Origin of the sequence: Rathayibacter sp. VKM Ac-2857, assembly GCF_013205025.1 — a bacterium.
Taxonomy (GTDB): domain Bacteria; phylum Actinomycetota; class Actinomycetes; order Actinomycetales; family Microbacteriaceae; genus Rathayibacter.
The window spans coordinates 993445-1011501 of record NZ_JABMLE010000002.1 but is presented as its reverse complement, the minus strand read 5'-3'; the positions used below and the strand labels follow the sequence as shown (position 1 = coordinate 1011501).

Sequence of the window (18057 nt, the reverse complement as noted above, 5' to 3'; positions counted from 1 at the left end):
AGGACTCCGCGATGACGCGACCGATCACCCTCTTCACCGGCCAGTGGGCAGACCTCCCGTTCGAGGAGGTGGCCCGTCTCGCCGGCGAGTGGGGCTACGACGGCCTCGAGATCGCCTGCTGGGGCGACCACATCGACGTCGCCCGCTGGGACGACGCGGAGTACGTGCAGAGCCGGAAGGACATCCTGGAGCAGAACGGCCTCCAGGTCTTCGCGATCTCGAACCACCTCACCGGTCAGGCCGTCTGCGACGACCCGATCGACGCGCGCCACCGCGACATTCTGAGCGACCGCGTCTGGGGCGACGGCGACCCCGAGGGCGTCCGCCAGCGGGCCGCGCAGGACCTCAAGGACACCGCCCGCTTCGCCGCCGCGCTCGGCGTGAAGCAGGTCAACGGCTTCTCCGGCTCGTCGATCTGGAAGGGCGTGGCGATGTTCCCGCCCGCCTCCGACGAGTGGATCGCCGCCGGCTACCAGGACTTCGCCGACCGGTTCAACCCGATCCTCGACGTCTTCGAGGAGGTCGGCGTGCGCTACGGCCTCGAGGTGCACCCGAGCGAGATCGCCTACGACTACTGGACCGCGAAGCGCACCCTCGAGGCGATCGGCCACCGGAAGTCCTTCGGCTTCAACTTCGACCCGTCGCACTTCGTCTGGCAGCAGCTCGACAGCGTCGCCTTCATCCTCGACTTCGCCGAGCACATCCTGCACGTGCACGTGAAGGAGTCGATCGCGAACCTCGACGGCCGCAACGGCGTCCTCGGCTCGCACCTGCCCTGGGCCAACCCGCGCCGCGGCTGGACCTTCGTCTCGACCGGCCACGGCGCCGTCCCGTGGGAGCCGGTCTTCCGCGCCCTCAACGCGATCGGCTACACCGGCCCCACCAGCGTCGAGTGGGAGGACGCCGGCATGGACCGCCTCGACGGCGCCCCCGAGTCCCTGGCTTTCGTCCGCAAGCTCAACGCCATCACGCCCCCGGCCGACGCCTTCGACGCGGCCTTCTCCACCTCCCGCTGAGCGGGGCGATCGAGCGGCTGACGCCGCGCTCCTCTTCCATGCTGATCGAGTAGCCCGCGCAGCGGGCGTATCGAGATCCACCGTCACCGAGAGCTCGGTCTGCAGTCCCACCGTGCTGACGGTGGGCGGGTCTCGATACGCCGCTCCGCGGCTACTCGACCAGCAAGGGGTCCGCACAACATCAGCTGAGAGCAGGGGGCATCGCCTGACTGCGGACGCCACCCCTTCACAGCTGATGTTGTGCAGCGCCCGAGCGCTCCCTGCGGACGGAGCAGTCCGCGCAGCGGGTCCTTGATGCTGATCGAGTAGCCCGCGGAGCGGGCGTATCGAGATCCTCCATCGCCAGGACACGGGGCCTGCAGACCCGCCCTCTCGACGACGTCGGGTCGCGATACGCCGCTCCGCGGCTACTCGACCAGCATGGGGTCCGCACAACATCAGCTGAGACCAGGGTCCCTCGCCCGTCAGCGGAGGCCACCCCTTCTCAGCTGATGTTGTGCAGCGCCCGAGCGCTCCCTGCGAACGGAGCAGGCCGCGCAGCGGGTCCTTCATGCTGATCGAGTAGCCGGCGCAGCGGGCGTATCGAGATCCACCGCCGCCGAGACGTCGGCATTGCAGTCCCGCCGCACTGGCGAAGCGGGGTCTCGATACGCCGCTCCGCGGCTACTCGACCAGCAGGAAAGGGTGACCTCCGCTGATCAGGCGACCCCGCGAACGCACGAACGGCCGGCCCCCCGCGGGGAGCCGGCCGTCGGTCGTGCAGTCGTGCCTACAGCCCCTGCGCCAGGCGGTAGTACGCCGCGTTCGAGCGGATGTCGGCCTCGAAGCCGCGGAGGGTGGTCGACTCGTCGATGACGAGGAGCTCGACGCCGGCGATGCGGGCGAAGTCCTCCCACGCCTCCAGGCCGATCTGCGTCGTCATGACGGTGTGGTGCGCGGCGCCGGCCGTGATCCAGGCCGCGGCGCTGGTGCCGAAGTCGGGGGCGGGCTGCCAGACGGCGCGGCCGACCGGCAGGTGCGGCAGCGTCTGCGGCGGCTCGACGGTGGTCACCTTGTTCGCGACCAGGCGGAAGCGCTCGCGCACGTCGCTCAGCGCGACGACGACCGCGTCGCCGGCGTCGGCGGTGAAGACCAGGCGCACCGGGTCCTCGCGGCCGCCGATGCCCAGCGGGTGGATCTCGAGCGACGCGCGCTTCGACGACAGCGACGGCGACACCTCGAGCATGTGCGCGCCGAGGATGAGCTCCTCGCCGGGCGTCATGTCGTAGGTGTAGTCCTCCATCAGGCTGGTGCCGCCGGGCAGGCCGGCGCCCATCACCGCGGCGATGCGGATGAGGACGGCGGTCTTCCAGTCGCCCTCGCCGCCGAAGCCGTAGCCGTCGGCCATCAGGCGCTGCACGGCGAGACCCGGCAGCTGGCGCAGTCCGCCGAGGTCCTCGAAGCTGTCGGTGAACGCCTCGAAGCCGCCCTCCTCCAGGAAGGAGCGCAGGCCGATCTCGACCGCCGCGCCGTAGCGCAGCGACTCGTGGCGCTCGCCGCCGGGGAGCAGCTCGGGCACCACGTCGTAGCTCTCGACGTACTCCGCGACCAGCGCGTCGATGTCGGCGTCCGTCGCGGCGTCCACGCGCTCGACGAGCTCGTTGACGCCCCAGGTGTTGACGCTGACGCCGAGGCGGATCTCGGCCTCGGTCTTGTCGCCCTCGGTGACGGCGACGTTGCGCATGTTGTCGCCGAAGCGGGCGACCTTCATGCTCTGCGAGGCCGACCAGCCGGCCGCGGCGCGCGACCAGATGCCGATCGACTCGGTGACGCGGGCGTCGCTGGCGTGGCCGACGACCGTCTTCCGCGGCACGCTCATCCGGCTGAGGATGTAGCCGTGCTCGCGGTCGCCGTGCGCGGCCTGGTTGAGGTTCATGAAGTCGAAGTCGATGTCCTGCCACGGCAGGGCGACGTTCGCCTGGGTGTGGAAGTGCAGCAGCGGCTTGGCCAGCGCGTCGAAGCCGTGGATCCACATCTTCGAGGGGCTGAAGGTGTGCATCCAGGTGATGACGCCCACGACGGAGTCGTCGGAGTTCGCCTCGATCATCGTCCGGCGGACCGCGTCGGAGCTCTTCAGCACCGGCTTCCACTCGATGGTGACGGGGATGTCGCTGGACTCGTTCAGCTGCGCGACGACGGCCTGCGACTGCTCGGCGACCTGGCGGAGGGTGTCCTCGCCGTAGAGGTCCTGGCTGCCGGTGAGGAACCAGACGGTGCGGGTCGCGAGGTCGGGAATGATGCTGCGGGTCATGCGAGTGCTCCGGTGGGGTTCTGTCCGTAGACGTTCTGGTAGCGGTCGAACAGGGCGTCGATCGACTCCTGCGGGATGGGGACGAGCTCGCCGCCCTGGCGCGCGATGTGCACGGTGCGGGCGACGTCCTCGGTCATCACCGCGGCCTTGACGGCGTCCTTCGCGTCCTTGCCGATGGTGAAGACGCCGTGGTTCTGCATCAGGACGGCGCGCGAGCGGTGCCCGGTGAGCGTCGAGACGACGCCGCGGCCGATCGAGTCGTCGCCGATGATCGCGAACGGGCCGAGCGGGATCTCGCCGCCGAACTCGTCCGCCATCGCGGTGATGACGCAGGGGATCGCCTCGGCGCGGGCCGCCCAGGCGGTGGCGTAGGTGGAGTGCGTGTGCACCTGGCCGCCGACCTCGGGCATCTCGCGGTAGACGTAGGCGTGCGCGGCGGTGTCGCTGGAGGGGCTGCGCTCGGACCCCAGGCTGCCCGGGACGACGGTGCCGTCGAGGTCGCAGAGGATCATGTTCTCGGGCGCGAGGTCGTCGTAGGAGACGCCGCTCGGCTTGATCACGAAGAGGTCGGCGCCGGGCACGCGGCCGGAGATGTTGCCGCCGGTCCAGATGACGAGGCCGTAGCGGACGAGCTCGGCGTGCAGGCGGGCGACGTCCTCGCGGACGCGGGCGATCGCGGCCTCGACGTCGGGGCCGAACCCGGCGGGCGCAGTGCCGGCGGGTGCAGCGGTCGTGCTGTCGGTCATGCGGTGTCTCCTTGCGTGGTGAGGGTGTCGACGGCCGTCTGCTCGACGGCGAGGCCGGCGCGGTAGCGCTCGAGGTAGGCGGTGAAGCCGGCGACGTCGGCGCTGTCCGGCGCCACCGTCTCGAAGCCGGTGTCGCCGAAGACCTGCTCGGTCAGGTAGGAGTCGAGGGTCGTCCCCTCCTGCAGGCGGAACGCGGCGAGCACCGCCATGCCCCAGGGGCCGCCCTCGGAGGCGGTCGCGGCGACCGAGACCGGGGCGTCGAGCGCACCGGCCAGGAAGCGCTGGGCGACTCCGGCCGTGCGGAACATGCCGCCGTGCGCGAACATCTCGTCGATCACGACGCCCTCGCCGGCCAGCACGCGCATGCCGAGCGCGAGCGTGCCGAACACGCCGTAGAGCTGCGCGCGCATGAAGTTGGCCAGCGTGAGGCGGGAGTCGGGGGTGCGCACGACGAGCGGGCGGCCCTCGACGAGTCCGGCGATCGGCTCACCCGCGAGGTGGTTGTAGGCGAGGAGCCCGCCCGCGTCGGCCTCGCCGGCCAGCGCCTCCGCGAAGAGCGTGCCGTAGACGGCGTCGCTGTCGGAGGGTCCGCCCGAGGCCGCGGCGAACCGCGAGAACAGGCCGACCCAGGTGGCGAGCTCGCTCGCACCGTTGTTGCAGTGCACCATCGCGACGAGGTCGCCGGCCGGAGTGGCGACCAGGTCGAGCTCGTGGTGCACGCTCTCGAGCGGGCGCTCCAGGACGACCATCGCGAAGATGCTCGTGCCGGCGCTGACGTTGCCGGTGCGCGGGGCGACGGAGTTGGTGGCGACCATGCCGGTGCCGGCGTCGCCCTCGGGCGGGCAGAACGGGGCGCCGGCCTGGAGCGCGCCGGTCGGGTCGAGCAGGAGCGCGCCCTCGGCGGTGAGCTCGCCGGCCGCGGCACCCGCGGGGAGGACGGCGGGCAGCAGCTCGCGCAGCGGCGGCAGGGTGCCGGCGACGCGGGCGTCGTAGCGCTCGAGGACGGTCTCGTCGTAGTCGCGGGTCGCCGGGTCGGTGGGGACCATGCCGGAGGCGTCGCCGACTCCGAGGACCTTCTCGCCGGTGAGGCGCCAGTGCACGTAGCCCGCGAGGGTGGTGAGGAAGTCGATCCTCTCGACGTGCGGCTCGGAGTCGAGGACCGCCTGGTGCAGGTGCGCGAGCGACCAGCGCAGCGGGATGTTCGCACCGAACAGCTCGGTCAGCTCGGCCGACGCGGGGCCGGTGCTGGTGTTGCGCCAGGTGCGGAACGGGACGAGCAGCTCGCCGGCCTCGTCGAAGGCGAGGTAGCCGTGCATCATCGCGGAGACGCCGAGCGCTCCGACCGTGGTGAGGCGCGCGCCGTGGCGCTTCTCGGCGTCGGCGACGAGGTCGGCGTAGGCGGCCTGGAGCCCCTCGTGCACGGCGTCGAGCGAGTACGTCCAGCGGCGATCGACGAGCTGGTTCTCCCACTCGTGGCTGCCGACGGCGAGGACCACGGAGGGGTCGGCCGCGTCGACGAGACACGCCTTGATGCGGGTGGAGCCGAGCTCGATCCCGAGGGCGGTCGCGCCGCTCGTGATCGCCTCGGCGGGGGGCCGTCGCTGGTCCATGGCACTCCTCGCTGAGGGCGATGTGACCGTTCACAAAGCCACGGGCCAGCGTAGGCGAAGTGTCTTGCGGACGGCAAGCTGTGCCTCCTTCTGAGCCGCTCCCCGCGCGGCTCAGCGCGGTCGGCCGGGCGCGTGGTGCGTCACGTGGAGCGGGTCGCGTCGCGCTGTCTCGAATCGCTGGCACGCGATTCTCGATCGCGCGCTCTGCGGTGCGCACTTCCGAGCCGCCCCCTGTGCGGCTCGGTGCGGTCGGCTCGGGTGCGTGGTGCGTTCCATGGGGCGGGTCGCGTCGCGCTGTCTCGAATCGCTGGCACGCGATTCTCGATCGCGCGCTCTGCCCCGCGTCGTGCTCATGCTGATCGAGTAGCGCCCGGAGGGCGCGTATCGAGATCCACCTTCTTCATGCTGGTCGAGTAGCGCCCGCAGGGCGCGTATCGAGACCCGCCGTCGCCGGCGCCCCGCCTCAGATCGCCCGCGTCGAGGCCCGCTCCACCAGCACCGGCGGCACCGGCCGGTCGACGGCGGCCGGCTCGCCGCGCAGCTCCGCCAGCACCACCCCGATCGTGCGCCGCCCGACCTCGGCGAAGTCCTGCCGGATCGTCGTCAGCGGCGGCCGGTAGTGCGCGGCCTCGGGCACGTCGTCGAAGCCGACGACACTGAGGTCCTCGGGCACGTGCACGCCGCGATCCGCGCAGGCGTGCAGCAGTCCGAGCGCCATCTGATCGTTGCCGGCGACCACGGCGGTGAGGTCGGCGACCTCGTCGAGCAGCCGCAGCCCCGCCCGGTAGCCGGACTCCGCGGTCCAGTCGCCGCTGATCACCGCGGCCGGCTCCAGCCCCGCCTCCGACATCCGCGCGGTGAACCCGTCGAGTCGGGCGTGCGCCTCCACCCAGTGCTGCGGACCGGCGAGGTGCGCGATGCGGGTGTGGCCGAGCGCGAGGAGGTGCTCGGCGGCGAGCCGGGCACCCGCGGCCTGGTCGACGAGGAGCCGCGGGTCTGCCCCGCGCCCCGCCGCCCCGAGGGTGACGAACGGCACGCGGATCGCGAGGCTCTCGATCGCCTCGAGCGCGCGCTCCTGCGGCGCGAGCACGACGATCGCCTCGACCGCCTCGCGCTGCAGGTGCTCGAGCGCGGCGGCCAGCGACTCCGCGTCGGGTGCCGCGTTGACCACCGGCACCCGGTATCCGGCGTCGCGCGCGGCCTGCTCGATCGCGGCCATCGCCGTGGCGGTGCCGTAGAAGCTGTGGCTCTCCGCGGCGAGGATGCCGATCAGCCCGGAGCGGCCGGCCGCCAGCGCGCGGGCGGCGGCGCTGCGGCGGAAGCCGAGGTCGTCGATGGCCGCGAGCACCTTGTCGCGGGTGCGCGGCCGGACCTGCGGGCTGTCGTTGAGCACGCGCGAGACGGTCTGATACGAGACGCCCGCGCTGACCGCGACGTCGCGGATCGTCGGCTGTCTCGGCATGGGGTCACCGTAGCGCCCGGCGCGCGCGCCCGCGGCGGCCCACCCTGCTGGCCGAGCAGCCCGGCAGCCTATCGAGCGGCGAAGCCGCTTCGCGTCTCGGTGATGAGGGAACGCAAGCGTCGGCGGCCCTCACAGGCTGGTCGAGTAGCCCCGCAGGGGCGTATCGAGACCCGCCGTCCCCAGCAGGACAGGTCTGCAGACCGATGTTCTGATGCTGGTGGATCTCGATACGCCCGCTGCGCGGGCTACTCGATCAGCATGGACAGCCCCGCACCGCCAGGGTGATCAATCCGGAACGCAAGGATGCGGCGGCGTCCCGTCATGCTGGTCGAGTAGCCCCGCAGGGGCGTATCGAGACCCGCCGCTCGGCAGAACATCAGCCGAGAGCGTCCCTCATCGCCCATCGGCGATGAGAGCCACTCCTAGCCGATGTTCTGCGCGGCCTCCGTCCCGTCGCCCTCGTCCAGCCCTGCTCGCTACGGTGAAGCTGAGGATTCACTCACGTAGTCAGGAGCCGGACGTGGAGAACCAGCAGATCGCGGCGCTCGTCGCCCTCGTCGTCGCCATCGCGGTCGTCGGATCGGTCATCGCGACCGTCCTGCGGATGCGCGCGGGCGCACCGGGTGCTCGTCCCGTTTCGCGGGACGGCGGCTCGACCGCCGCGACGGGCGACGGCACCTCGAGTGGCTCGGACACCCGCGACGGCCGCGCCGACGACGGCGGCTCGCCGGACGGAGGCTCCTCGGACGGCGGCTCGTCGGACAGCGGCGGCTCCGATGGTGGGGGCGGCGCGGACGGCGGCGGGGGCGGCGGCGCCGACTGACGCGCGCCCGCCCGCGTCAGTGCTGGTGCAGGACCGCCCAGGCGAGCAACGAGTCGAGCCGCCGGATGTCCGCTCCGCGCCCGAGCTTCACCTTGATGTGCCCGGCGCGCGTCCACAGCTCGACCTCCGAATTGAGGTCGAACGTCCTCGCGTTCTCGCTCGACCACATGTTGATCGAGCTGTACGGCAGCGAGTAGATCTCCACCTTCTTGCCGGTCAGCCCCTGGGCGTCACGCACGATGAGCCGCTTCGTGGTGAAGGTGGCGGAGTCGCGGAGGGTGCGGAACGACGCGACCGCCTTCTCCCCCTCCACCAGGAGGGAGTCGACGTCGGCGGGGACCGGGATCTCCTGCGCGAGGGTCCAGGTGAGCAGCGGTGCAGTGTCCATCGCACCACCCTGGCCGAGGGGAGCCGCGACCGCATCCGCCGCGCGCCGGAGCGCCCAGGCTCCGCTGATCCCCGCGGGAGATGCTGGGGCATGCCCCTCGCCGTTCCCGACGCCCTCGTCCCGCTCGCCCTGCGCCTGGCCCGCGCCAATCGCACGTTCGTCAGCGCGGACGGCGCTCGCCGCCGGATCCGCGAGAACGCCCTCCGCCCGGCCCGCTACGGCCCGCCCCCGCGACTGCGACCCGGAGTGCGCGTCGACGTCGAGCAGGTCGGCGGCTGGCCGGTCTACACGATCCGCCCGCAGCGCATCCGCGGCGGGGTCGTCTACGCGCACGGCGGCGGCTGGGTCAACGAGATCGCGCCGCAGCACTGGTGGCTGGCGGCGCGGATCGCGGACGAGGCGTCCGCGGCGGTCACCCTGCCGATCTACCCGCTCGTCCCGTTCGGCACGGCCCTCGAGGCGCGCGACGGCGTCCGCGCGCTGGTGCACCGGAGTCTCGACCGGTACGGCGCCACGGCGCTGGCCGGCGATTCGGCGGGCGGTCAGATCGCGCTGTCGACGGCCCTCGCCCTCCGCGACGAGGGTGTCGTCCTGCCGCTGACCACGCTGATCTCGCCCGCGCTCGATCTGTCGTGGAGCAACCCGCGCATCCCCGAGGTGCAGCCGACCGATCCGTGGCTCGGCACCCCCGGTGGCCGCGTCCTGGCCGAGAAGTGGCGCGGCGGGCTCGATCTGCTCGACCCGATCGTCAGTCCGCTCTTCGGTGACCTCGCCGGCCTCGGACCGCTGAGCGTCTACACCGGCACCCGCGACGTCCTGAACCCCGACGCGCACGTCCTCGCCGAGAAGGCGGCGGCGGCCGGTGTCCCGTTCGAGCTGCACGAGGCGGTCGGCCAGCTGCACGTCTACCCGCTGGTGCCGACCCGCGCGGGCCACGAGGCGCAGCACGACCTGGTCGAGGGCCTCCGGGCGGCGCTCTGACCCCTGACGCGACCTCCGGCTCGATGAATCGCTGCCGGCTCGCGAGAACGGCGCGATTCCACGAGCCGGAGCTGCTTCTGCGTGCCGGAACATGCCGAAGCGACGTCGGGCTCGCGGAAGCACCTTCGGCTCGTCGAAACGCCGCGATTCCGCGTGCCGGAGTGCATCTCTGTCAGCCGAACGGCCCGATCGGCCCCCGGAGTCCGCTCCGGACGGCGCTCAGGACCCCGCTCGCAGGCCGATCACACCCCGCTGCCGTGCACAACTCAGGCTGCAATCCCGAATCCGTCAAAAACGGTTCGGATCGGCCCTTCCAGCCTCAGCTGTGCACGCGCACCCGCCGAGACCTACGCGCCCCAGCTCGACTGCGTGCCGCCGACGCGCTCCTCCGCCAGAGCCTGCGCGTGGCCCGACGCCGCGTATGCCGCCATCGGGTCGGCCGGCAGCCCGCGCTCCGAGCGCCAGGCTGCGAGGGCCGGGCGGACGTCGGAGTAGAAGGCGTCCATGAAGATCCCGTTCGCGCCGAGAACGTCGCCGGCGAGCTGCGCCTCCTCGAGGGCCGCGCGGTCGACGAGCAGCGCGCGCGCCGTCATCTCCTGCACGTTGAGCACCGAGCGGATCTGGCCGGGGATCTTGTCCTCGACGTTGTGGCACTGGTCGAGCATGAAGGCGACGGGCGAGTCCGGGCCGTAACCGCCGCCGCGCACCACCTCGAAGAGGATGCGGAACAGCTGGAACGGGTCGGCCGCGCCGACGATCAGGTCGTCGTCCGCGTAGAAGCGCGAGTTGAAGTCGAACGAGCCGAGCTTCCCGAGGCGCAGCAGCTGGGCGACGATGAACTCGATGTTGGTGCCCGGCGCGTGGTGTCCGGTGTCGAGGCAGACCAGGGCGCGGTCGCCGAGCGCGGCGACGTGGGCGTAGGAGGTGCCCCAGTCCGGAACATCGGTGTGGTAGAACGCGGGCTCGAAGAACTTGTACTCGAGGACGAGGCGCTGCTCGGTGCCGAGGCGCTCGTAGATCGCGGCGAGCGAGTCGGCGAGGCGGTCCTGGCGGCCGCGGATGTCCTGCTGGCCCGGGTAGTTCGAGCCGTCGGCGAGCCAGATCTTGAGGTCGCGCGAGCCGGTCGCGTCCATGATGTCGATGCAGGCGAGGTGGTGGTCGATCGCCTTCTGGCGGATCACCGGGTCGGAGTGCGTGAGCGAGCCGAACTTGTAGTCGTCGTCCTGGAAGGTGTTCGAGTTGATCGTGCCCAGCGCGACGCCCTTCGAGGCGGCGAACTCGCCCAGCGCCGCGTAGTCGTCGACCTTGTCCCACGGGATGTGCAGCGCGACGCTCGGGGCGAGGCCGGTCAGCTCGTTGACCTTCGCGGCGTCCGAGATCTTCTCCTCGATGGTCCGCGGGGTGCCCGGCGTGCTGAACACCTTGAAGCGGGTGCCGGAGTTGCCGAACGCCCACGAGGGCAGTTCGATCGCCTGCTGCTCGAGCTGGCGGAGGACGTCGGGGCTGAGGTCGGTCACGGTGGGGGTCCTTCTGTGCGGGGCGATCCGGCCGAGCGCGAGTGGCGCCGACCGGGCGGCACCGTATGAATCGTTTCACAGCGCCGTGGGGCGAGCGTATCGCTCCGCTTCCCGGGCTGTCAAAGGCCTGCTGAGGGGGACACCCGCCGCGGTGCCGCCGGATGAGATGATTCCCGGATCGCGCGCAGCCCTGCGATCCGCGACGACCAGAGGAGACGATGTGGCGTCCATCAGTGTCCGCGAGGTCGCCGCTCGCGCCGGAGTCTCGGTCGGCACCGTCTCGAACGTGCTCAACCGCCCCGAGAAGGTGGGCGCCGAGTCCGTCCGCCGGGTGCAGTCCGCGATCGCCGAGCTCGGCTTCGTCCGGAACGACGCGGCCCGCCAGCTCCGCGCCGGCCGCAGCCGCAGCATCGGCCTCGTCGTGCTCGACGCCGGCAACCCGTTCTTCGCCGAGCTCGCCCGCGGCGCCCAGGCCCGCGCCGCCGAGGCCGGGCTCTCCGTGCTCCTGGCGAGCACCGACGCCGAGGCCGACCGCGAGGACTCCTACCTCGACCTCTTCGAGGAGCAACGGGTGAGCGGGGTGCTGATCTCGCCGCAGGGGGAGGGGTCGGCGCGGCTGGACCGGCTCCGCGCGCACGGCATCCCCTGCGTGCTGGTCGACCGGGAGTCGGGGGACAGCGCGTTCTCGTCGGTCGCGGTCGACGACGTCGCCGGCGGGCGGCTCGCGGTCGAGCACCTGCTCGGGCTCGGGCGCCGGCGGATCGCCGTGGTCGGCGGGCCGGAGTCGATCCGCCAGGTCGCGGACCGGTTCGCCGGCGCGCGCGAGGCCGTGGCGGCGGTGCCGGGCGCGACGCTCGAGGTGCTGCCGACGCCGGGACTGACCGTGCTGGACGGCCGGGCCGCGGGGCGGGCGCTCGCCGAGCGCGACGCGCCCGAGCGCCCCGACGCCGTCTTCTGCGCGAACGACCTGCTCGCCGTCGGCGTGCTGCAGGGGCTGATGCTGCTCGGCGAGCTGCGGGTGCCGGAGGACGTCGCGCTGATCGGCTACGACGACATCGCCTTCGCGACCGCGACGATCGTGCCGCTGTCGAGCATCCGCCAGCCGAGCGCCCTGATCGGCGCGACCGCCGTCGAGCTGCTCCTCGAGTCCGAGCCCCGCCAGGTCGTCTTCCAGCCCGAGCTCGTCGTCCGCGCCTCGACCGCCGGCTGACCCACCCGTCCGCCCCCTTCTGCGAGATGCCACTTGTGCACGCTTTTCTCGGCGTGTCGCGCTCATAAGTGGCATCTCGCGGAGGGGAGGCAGAACGGGGGACCTCCGTCCGGAGGCTGAGCGCGCTGGTAGCGTTTAGTGGGCCGGGTCCAAGAAACGCGGCTTCCCCCTCCTGACGAAAGCCGCCATGACTCTGCGCCGTTCCGCCCTCGCCGCCCTCGCTGCCTCCGCCCTCCTGCTGACCGGCTGCACCGCCGACGGCGGCGACACCGGGGGAGGCTCCAGCACCCCGGTCGCCGACGGCGTCCTCACCTACGCGACCGGCGACGCAGAGCCCACCTGCCTCGACCCGCACGTCGGCGGCAACTACCCGCAGGCGCTGCTCGCGACCCAGGTGCTGGAGTCGCTCGTCTCGCGCAGCGACGACGGCACGATCACCCCGTGGCTCGCGGAGTCGTGGACCGTCTCGGACGACGCGCTCAGCTACGACTTCACCCTCCGCGAGGGCCTGACCTTCACCGACGGCACCCCGCTCGACGCCGACGCGGTCGCCGCGAACATCGCGCACCTGCAGGATCCGGCGACCAAGTCCTCCACCGGCTACCTCGCCGTCGCGAAGGTCGAGTCGGTCACCGCCGTCTCGCCGACCGTCGCCCGCTTCGCCCTCAGCGCCCCCGACAGCGCGCTGCTCGAGTCGCTCTCGCAGCCGTGGACCGCGATCGAGTCGCCCACCGGCATCGCCCGCGGCGAGGAGGCGAACTGCGAGGCGCCCGTCGGCACGGGCCCGTTCACGGTGACGGAGTGGGTCAAGCAGGACCACGTGACCCTCACCCGCAACGACGACTACGACGCCGCGACCGGCCCGACCGGCGAGGGACACGACGGCCCCGCCTACCTCTCGAGCATCACCTGGCGCTTCATCCCCGACTCCGCCACCCGCTACGCGGCACTGCAGGCGGGCGAGGTCGACGTGATCGACAACGCTCAGCCCGACACTCTCGCGGCCGCCACCGACGCCTCCGACCTGGTCGAGATCGACGCGCCCCGCCCCGGCTCGGTGAACCGCCTCGAGCTCAACTCCGGCCAGGCGCCCTTCGACGACCAGAGCGTGCGCGAGGCGTTCATCCGCGCCGTCGGCGTCAACGACGCGATCGACTCCCTCTTCTTCGGCACCGCCGAGCGCTCGTACTCGCCGCTGTCGAGCAGCGAGGCGACCGCCTACTCCGACCCGTCGCTCTTCGAGGACGCCGGCTCGGACGACGAGATCGCCGCCGCGGAGGACCTCCTCACGGCCGCGGGCTGGGCCGACTCCGACGGCGACGGCATCCGCGAGAAGGACGGCGCGCCGCTCGTCCTGCGCCTGCCGGTCAGCACCAACCAGTCGATCCCGGCCGAGCAGTCGCTGTTCGAGCAGATCCAGGCGTCGGCGAAGGTCGCGGGCTTCGACGTGCAGATCAGCCTGCTCGATCTCTCCAGCTGGTACACCGCGCTCGCGGCGAACGAGTACGAGCTGGTCAGCGCGCCGTACACGAAGGTCGGACCGGACGTGCTGCGCACCCTCTACGCGTCCTCCGGCATCACCCCGGCGCCGAGCGGCTACTTCGCCAACCACGCCCAGGTGAACGATCCCGCCCTCGACGCCCTGCTCGAGCAGGCGAGCGCGACCGTCGACGAGACCGAGCGCGCCGACCTCTACTCGCAGGCCCAGCGGATCGTGCTCGAGGGCTACTGGATCCTGCCGCTCTACGACCAGCAGAACCACTACCTGCACCGCTCCGCCGTCCAGGGCGTCGCCGCACTGGCCACCGTCTCGACCCCCTGGTTCGCGGACGCCTGGCTCTGACCCTCGGCGCCCGCTCTGCTTCCGAGGCTCGCGCCCGGAGCATGCTGGTCGAGTAGCCGCGCAGCGGCCCTGCATGCTGGTCGAGTAGCCGCGGAGTGGCCCTGCATGCTGGTCGAGTAGCCGCGGAGTGGCCCTGCATGCTGGTCGAGTAGCCGCGGAGCGGCGTATCGAGACCCACCGTCCTGATCACGGTGGATCTCGATACGCCCGCTCCGCGAGCTACTCGATCAGCATGGATCGCCCGCTGGCGGAGGAGCGGCGCAGCCTCCTCCACCATGCTGGTCGAGTAGCCCCGCAGGGGCGTATCGAGACCCGCCACCACCAGCAGGGCGGGTCTGCAGACTCAGCGTCCTGACGGTGGTGGATCTCGATACGCCCGCTCCGCGGGCTACTCGATCGACATGGGTCGCATGCTGGTCGAGTAGCCGCGAAGCGGCGTATCGAGACCCACCCGCCAGAACCCGCACCCCGGAAGGAGCCCCCGATGATCCGCCGCCTCCTCCTGCGCCTCGGCGGCGCGCTCGTGGTGCTCTGGGCGGTCGCGACGGCCGTGTTCTTCCTCATCCGCCTGATCCCCGGCGACCCCGCGCAGGCGATCCTCGGCGGCCCCGGCTCGCAGGCGTCCCCGGAGGCTCTCGCCGCGGTCCGCGAGCAGTACGGCCTCGACCAGCCGCTCCTCGTGCAGTACCTCACCCAGCTCGGCCGCCTGGCCCGCGGCGACCTCGGCACCTCCTACTCCCTGCGCACCCCCGTCGCCGACCTGCTTGCCCAGCAGCTGCCGGGCACCCTCCTCCTGGCCGCGCTCGCGCTGACCCTCGCCTGGGTCCTCGCCCTCGCCACCGCGCTCTGGTCGACCCGCGGCGGCCGCGTGGCCGCCGCGATCGGCTCCGGACTCGAGCTGACCGCCGCCGCCCTCCCGCACTTCTGGCTCGCCACCGTGCTGATCGCCGTCTTCGCGACCGCGCTGCGCTGGTTCCCGCCGGTCAGCACCGGCTCCGCGAACGGCCTCGTCCTGCCCGCGCTGACCCTCGCGATCCCGCTGGCCGGCTTCCTCGGTCAGGTGATGCGCCGCTCCCTCCTCGACGCGCTGGAGTCGCCGTTCGTGCTCGCGGCCCGCGCTCGCGGCGAGGGCGAGCTCGGCATCCGGCTCCGGCACGCCCTCCGGCACGCGGTGCTGCCGGGCGTCTCGCTCTCGGGCTGGGCGTTCGGCTACCTGATCGGCGGCGCGGTGGTGGTCGAGACGATCTTCGCCCGGCCCGGCCTCGGCCGGACGCTGCTGGCCGCGGTGACGGTCCGCGACGTGCCCGTCGTCACCGGCGTGGTCCTCGTCACCGCCCTCGCCTACATCGTCGTCACCCTGGCGACGGACCTCGTCGCCCGCCTCGTCGACCCGCGCCTCGCCGCCGCCCGCCCGCAGGAGGCCCGCGCGTGAGCGAGCTCGAGCTGCGCGCCGCCCGCCCCTCGCGCCGGGCCGCCGGCCGCCTCCGCGTCGGCGAGCTGCTCGCCCTCGCCTTCGTCGTCCTCCTGCTGCTCGCGGCCGTCGCCCCCGACCTCCTCGCCCCCTTCGATCCGCTCGCGATCGCCCCGCGCGACGCCTTCGACCCGCCCTCGGCCGGCCACCTCCTCGGCACCGACGAGTCGGGCCGCGACGTGCTCAGCCGCCTGATCTCCGGCGCCGGCGCCTCCCTCCTCATCGGCGTCAGCGCCACCGCGATCGGCCTGGTGCTCGGCGCCGTGCTGGGCGTCGCCGCGGCGTTCGGCGGCCGCTTCGTCGACGGCGTGATCGGCCGCGTCCTCGAGGTCCTCTTCGCCTTCCCCGCGCTGCTGCTCGCGCTGCTGGTCATCGTGGTCACCGGCCCCGGAGTCGTTCCCGCGACGGTCGCGGTCGGCCTCTCCACCGCGCCCGGCTACGCGCGCATCCTCCGGACGCAGCTGCTCGGCATCCGCGACTCCGGCTACGTCGAGGCGGCGCGCGTGCTCGGCCACTCCTCGCCGCGGATCCTGCTCGCACACGTGCTGCCGAACACCTTCGGCCCGCTCGCGGTGCTGGCGACGCTCGGCGTCGGGCAGGCGATCGTCTGGGCCTCGGCGCTGAGCTACTTGGGCCTCGGCGCCGAGCCGCCGGCGCCGGAGTGGGGCGCGATGCTCTCCGCGGGCCGCACCTACCTCTCGAGCGCCTGGTGGCTGACGGTCTTCCCGGGGCTCGCGATCGTGCTGACCACGCTCGCGACGACGGTGCTCGGCGGCCGGCTGCGGGGTGCGCGATGAGCGCCGCGCGTGCGGGCAGTGTCGCCGTGGTGGAGGACCTCCGCGTCACCTTCGACGGCGTCGAGGTCGTGCACGGGGTGTCCTTCCGCATCGAGCCGGGGGAGTGCGTCGCGATCGTCGGCGAGTCGGGCTCGGGCAAGAGCGTGACCGCGCGGGCGCTGCTGGGTCTGAGCGGGGGAGCGGCGACCGGGAGCGTCCGGGTCGGCGACCAGGAGGTGATCGGTGCGGGCGCGCGCTCGCTGCGCCGCCTCCGCGGTGCCGGCGTCGGCTTCGTGCCGCAGGACGCGCTGCTCTCGCTCGATCCGCTGCGCCCGGTCGGCCGCGAGATCGGCGACGTGCTGCGCCTGCACTCGCGGCTGTCCGCGGCGGAGGCGTCGGCGCGGGTGGCCGAGGTGCTCGCGAGCGTCGGCATGCCCGACCCGGAGGAGCGGATGCGCGACCGCTCCGGCGAGCTCTCCGGGGGGCTCCGCCAGCGGGCGCTGCTCGCCGCCGCGATCGCGCTCGACCCGCCGCTGCTGGTGGCCGACGAGCCGACCACCGCCCTCGACGTCACCGTGCAGGCGCGCGTGCTCGAGCTGTTCGCCGAGCAGAAGGCGCGCGGCCGGGCGCTGCTGCTGGTCTCGCACGACCTCGCCGTCGTCGCCGGGCTCGCCGACCGGATCCTGGTGCTCGCGGACGGCCGGGTCGTCGAGGACGGCCCGGCGGCGCGGGTGCTGCGCGCGCCGGAGTCGGTCCCGGCGCGGACGCTCGTCGCCGCGGTCCCGGCCGGGCGGCCGCGCGGGTCGCAGCTGACGGATCCGGACGCGCCTGTCGTCCCGCCCGCGGCACCCGGCGAGCTGCTGCTGCGGGCGACGGACCTCGTCACCCGCTTCCCCCGCCCCGGCGGCGGAACCCGCACGGCCGTCGACGGCGTCGGCCTCGAGCTGCGCCGCGGCGAGACCCTCGGCCTCGTCGGCGAGTCCGGCTCGGGCAAGAGCACGGTCGCCCGGCTGCTGCTCGCGCTGCGGCGCCCGGATGCGGGCTCGGTCGAGTTCGACGGCGGCCCGTGGTCGGCCGCCACCGAGCGCGCACGGCGACCGCTCCGCCCGCGGATCGGCGCGATCTACCAGGACAGCCTGTCGTCGTTCGATCCGCGCTGGAGCGTCGGCCGGCTGCTGCGCGACGCGGGCGCGGAGTCGGTGCCGGCGCTGCTCGAGAGCGTCTGCCTCGCGCCGTCGCTGGAGCGGCGCTCCCCGCGCACTCTCTCCGGCGGGCAGCGCCAGCGCGTCTCGATCGCGCGCGCCCTGGCGACCCGCCCCGACGTCCTGATCTGCGACGAGCCGGTCTCGGCCCTCGACGTCTCCGTCCAGGCGCAGATCCTCGACCTGCTCGACGACCTCCAGCGCCGCCACGGCCTCGCCCTGCTCCTGATCTCGCACGACCTCGGCGTCATCGCGCACATGAGCGACCGCATCGCCGTGATGCGCGACGGCCGCCTCGTCGAGTCCGGCCCGGCCGCCGCCGTCCTCGGCGCCCCGCGCGAGGCCTACACCCGCCGCCTGCTGGCCGCCGCCCCCCGCCTCGACCGCCCCTGACGCCTTCGCCGGCGCACGACGTCGGCGGAGGCCGCCCATGCCCCCTGCATGCTGGTCGAGTAGCCCCGCAGGGGCGTATCGAGACCCGCCGTCATCAGCAGGGCGTGTCTTCAGACGGTGGTGGATCTCGATACGTCCGCTTCGCGGCCTACTCGATCAGCATGGGGCGGTTCCCTCCGCGCGTGTGCCCGCAGGCCCTCCCATGCTGGTCGAGTAGCCCCGCAGGGGCGTATCGAGACCCACGTCCTCCAGCAGTGGTGCCGCATGCGGGTGGATCTACTTGGAAGAGACGCCCGCAGAACATGCTGGTCGAGTAGCCCCGCAGGGGC

14 protein-coding genes are annotated in these 18057 nt (G+C 73.0%); 8 read left to right on the top strand and 6 right to left on the bottom strand.

Features of this window, described 5'->3' with window-relative positions; translation table 11 throughout:
- Nucleotides 1–11 precede the first annotated feature (11 nt).
- Complete coding sequence (locus HQQ86_RS11930; protein ID WP_173288286.1) at nucleotides 12–1016, top strand: sugar phosphate isomerase/epimerase; 1005 nt, start codon at nucleotides 12–14, stop codon at nucleotides 1014–1016.
- Nucleotides 1017–1785: 769 nt separating this feature from the next.
- Here the strand turns inward: HQQ86_RS11930 and araA are convergent.
- The 4 genes from araA to HQQ86_RS11910 form a co-directional block, all read right to left on the bottom strand.
- On the bottom strand, nucleotides 1786–3306 hold the full coding sequence (gene araA, locus HQQ86_RS11925; RefSeq protein WP_173288284.1) for an L-arabinose isomerase: 1521 nt from the start codon (nucleotides 3304–3306) through the stop codon (nucleotides 1786–1788).
- Nucleotides 3303–4052 carry an L-ribulose-5-phosphate 4-epimerase gene (locus HQQ86_RS11920; RefSeq protein WP_173288282.1) on the bottom strand — a complete coding sequence of 250 codons (750 nt, stop codon included), beginning with the start codon at nucleotides 4050–4052 and terminating at the stop codon, nucleotides 3303–3305. Before HQQ86_RS11920 ends, araA begins: the two co-directional genes overlap by 4 nt.
- Complete coding sequence (locus tag HQQ86_RS11915; RefSeq protein ID WP_173288280.1) at nucleotides 4049–5662, bottom strand: xylulokinase; 1614 nt, start codon at nucleotides 5660–5662, stop codon at nucleotides 4049–4051. The genes HQQ86_RS11920 and HQQ86_RS11915 overlap by 4 nt, the downstream gene beginning before the upstream one ends.
- A 463-nt stretch (nucleotides 5663–6125) precedes the next feature.
- Entirely contained in the window at nucleotides 6126–7124 is a 999-nt protein-coding gene (locus HQQ86_RS11910) for a substrate-binding domain-containing protein (RefSeq protein ID WP_173288278.1), read from the bottom strand.
- 520 nt (nucleotides 7125–7644) lie between these two features.
- Here HQQ86_RS11910 and HQQ86_RS11905 point away from each other — a divergent pair.
- Nucleotides 7645–7947, top strand: coding sequence for a hypothetical protein (locus HQQ86_RS11905; protein ID WP_216845332.1), 303 nt, complete (start codon nucleotides 7645–7647; stop codon nucleotides 7945–7947).
- 16 nt (nucleotides 7948–7963) lie between these two features.
- Here HQQ86_RS11905 and HQQ86_RS11900 read toward each other — a convergent pair whose 3' ends face one another.
- Nucleotides 7964–8335 (bottom strand): PH domain-containing protein, encoded by a 372-nt coding sequence (locus HQQ86_RS11900; RefSeq protein ID WP_173288276.1) that lies wholly within the window; start codon nucleotides 8333–8335, stop codon nucleotides 7964–7966.
- Nucleotides 8336–8425: 90 nt separating this feature from the next.
- Between HQQ86_RS11900 and HQQ86_RS11895 the strand changes: the two genes are divergently transcribed.
- Complete coding sequence (locus HQQ86_RS11895) at nucleotides 8426–9316, top strand: alpha/beta hydrolase fold domain-containing protein (protein ID WP_173288274.1); 891 nt, start codon at nucleotides 8426–8428, stop codon at nucleotides 9314–9316.
- Between the two features lie 347 nt (nucleotides 9317–9663).
- Here HQQ86_RS11895 and rhaI read toward each other — a convergent pair whose 3' ends face one another.
- A complete protein-coding gene (gene rhaI / locus HQQ86_RS11890; RefSeq protein ID WP_173288272.1) occupies nucleotides 9664–10833 on the bottom strand; it encodes an L-rhamnose isomerase in 1170 nt (389 codons plus the stop codon).
- Nucleotides 10834–11053: 220 nt separating this feature from the next.
- On the opposite strand from rhaI, the gene HQQ86_RS11885 reads away from it, so the two are divergent.
- The 5 genes from HQQ86_RS11885 (at nucleotide 11054) to HQQ86_RS11865 (ending at nucleotide 17728) form a co-directional block, all read left to right on the top strand.
- Nucleotides 11054–12043: a LacI family DNA-binding transcriptional regulator gene (locus HQQ86_RS11885; RefSeq protein ID WP_367948629.1), complete on the top strand. Its 990-nt coding sequence runs from the start codon at nucleotides 11054–11056 to the stop codon at nucleotides 12041–12043.
- Between the two features lie 187 nt (nucleotides 12044–12230).
- On the top strand, nucleotides 12231–13886 hold the full coding sequence (locus tag HQQ86_RS11880; RefSeq protein WP_173288270.1) for an ABC transporter substrate-binding protein: 1656 nt from the start codon (nucleotides 12231–12233) through the stop codon (nucleotides 13884–13886).
- A gap of 484 nt (nucleotides 13887–14370) precedes the next feature.
- Nucleotides 14371–15318 (top strand): ABC transporter permease, encoded by a 948-nt coding sequence (locus tag HQQ86_RS11875; protein WP_173288269.1) that lies wholly within the window; start codon nucleotides 14371–14373, stop codon nucleotides 15316–15318.
- Nucleotides 15315–16154, top strand: coding sequence for an ABC transporter permease (locus HQQ86_RS11870; RefSeq protein ID WP_173288268.1), 840 nt, complete (start codon nucleotides 15315–15317; stop codon nucleotides 16152–16154). The genes HQQ86_RS11875 and HQQ86_RS11870 overlap by 4 nt, the downstream gene beginning before the upstream one ends.
- Nucleotides 16151–17728 carry an ABC transporter ATP-binding protein gene (locus HQQ86_RS11865; protein WP_173288267.1) on the top strand — a complete coding sequence of 526 codons (1578 nt, stop codon included), beginning with the start codon at nucleotides 16151–16153 and terminating at the stop codon, nucleotides 17726–17728. The genes HQQ86_RS11870 and HQQ86_RS11865 overlap by 4 nt, the downstream gene beginning before the upstream one ends.
- The last annotated feature ends 329 nt before the right edge of the window (nucleotides 17729–18057 follow it).

What these genes read in the sequence shown, in the direction of transcription:
- HQQ86_RS11930 (WP_173288286.1), top strand. Translation starts at nt 12, where the DNA reads ATGACGCGACCGATCACCCTCTTCACCGGCCAGTGGGCAGACCTCCCG.
- araA (WP_173288284.1), bottom strand. Translation starts at nt 3,306, where the DNA reads ATGACCCGCAGCATCATTCCCGACCTCGCGACCCGCACCGTCTGGTTC.
- HQQ86_RS11920 (WP_173288282.1), bottom strand. Translation starts at nt 4,052, where the DNA reads ATGACCGACAGCACGACCGCTGCACCCGCCGGCACTGCGCCCGCCGGG.
- HQQ86_RS11915 (WP_173288280.1), bottom strand. Translation starts at nt 5,662, where the DNA reads ATGGACCAGCGACGGCCCCCCGCCGAGGCGATCACGAGCGGCGCGACC.
- HQQ86_RS11910 (WP_173288278.1), bottom strand. Translation starts at nt 7,124, where the DNA reads ATGCCGAGACAGCCGACGATCCGCGACGTCGCGGTCAGCGCGGGCGTC.
- HQQ86_RS11900 (WP_173288276.1), bottom strand. Translation starts at nt 8,335, where the DNA reads ATGGACACTGCACCGCTGCTCACCTGGACCCTCGCGCAGGAGATCCCG.
- HQQ86_RS11895 (WP_173288274.1), top strand. Translation starts at nt 8,426, where the DNA reads ATGCCCCTCGCCGTTCCCGACGCCCTCGTCCCGCTCGCCCTGCGCCTG.
- HQQ86_RS11880 (WP_173288270.1), top strand. Translation starts at nt 12,231, where the DNA reads ATGACTCTGCGCCGTTCCGCCCTCGCCGCCCTCGCTGCCTCCGCCCTC.
- HQQ86_RS11875 (WP_173288269.1), top strand. Translation starts at nt 14,371, where the DNA reads ATGATCCGCCGCCTCCTCCTGCGCCTCGGCGGCGCGCTCGTGGTGCTC.
- HQQ86_RS11865 (WP_173288267.1), top strand. Translation starts at nt 16,151, where the DNA reads ATGAGCGCCGCGCGTGCGGGCAGTGTCGCCGTGGTGGAGGACCTCCGC.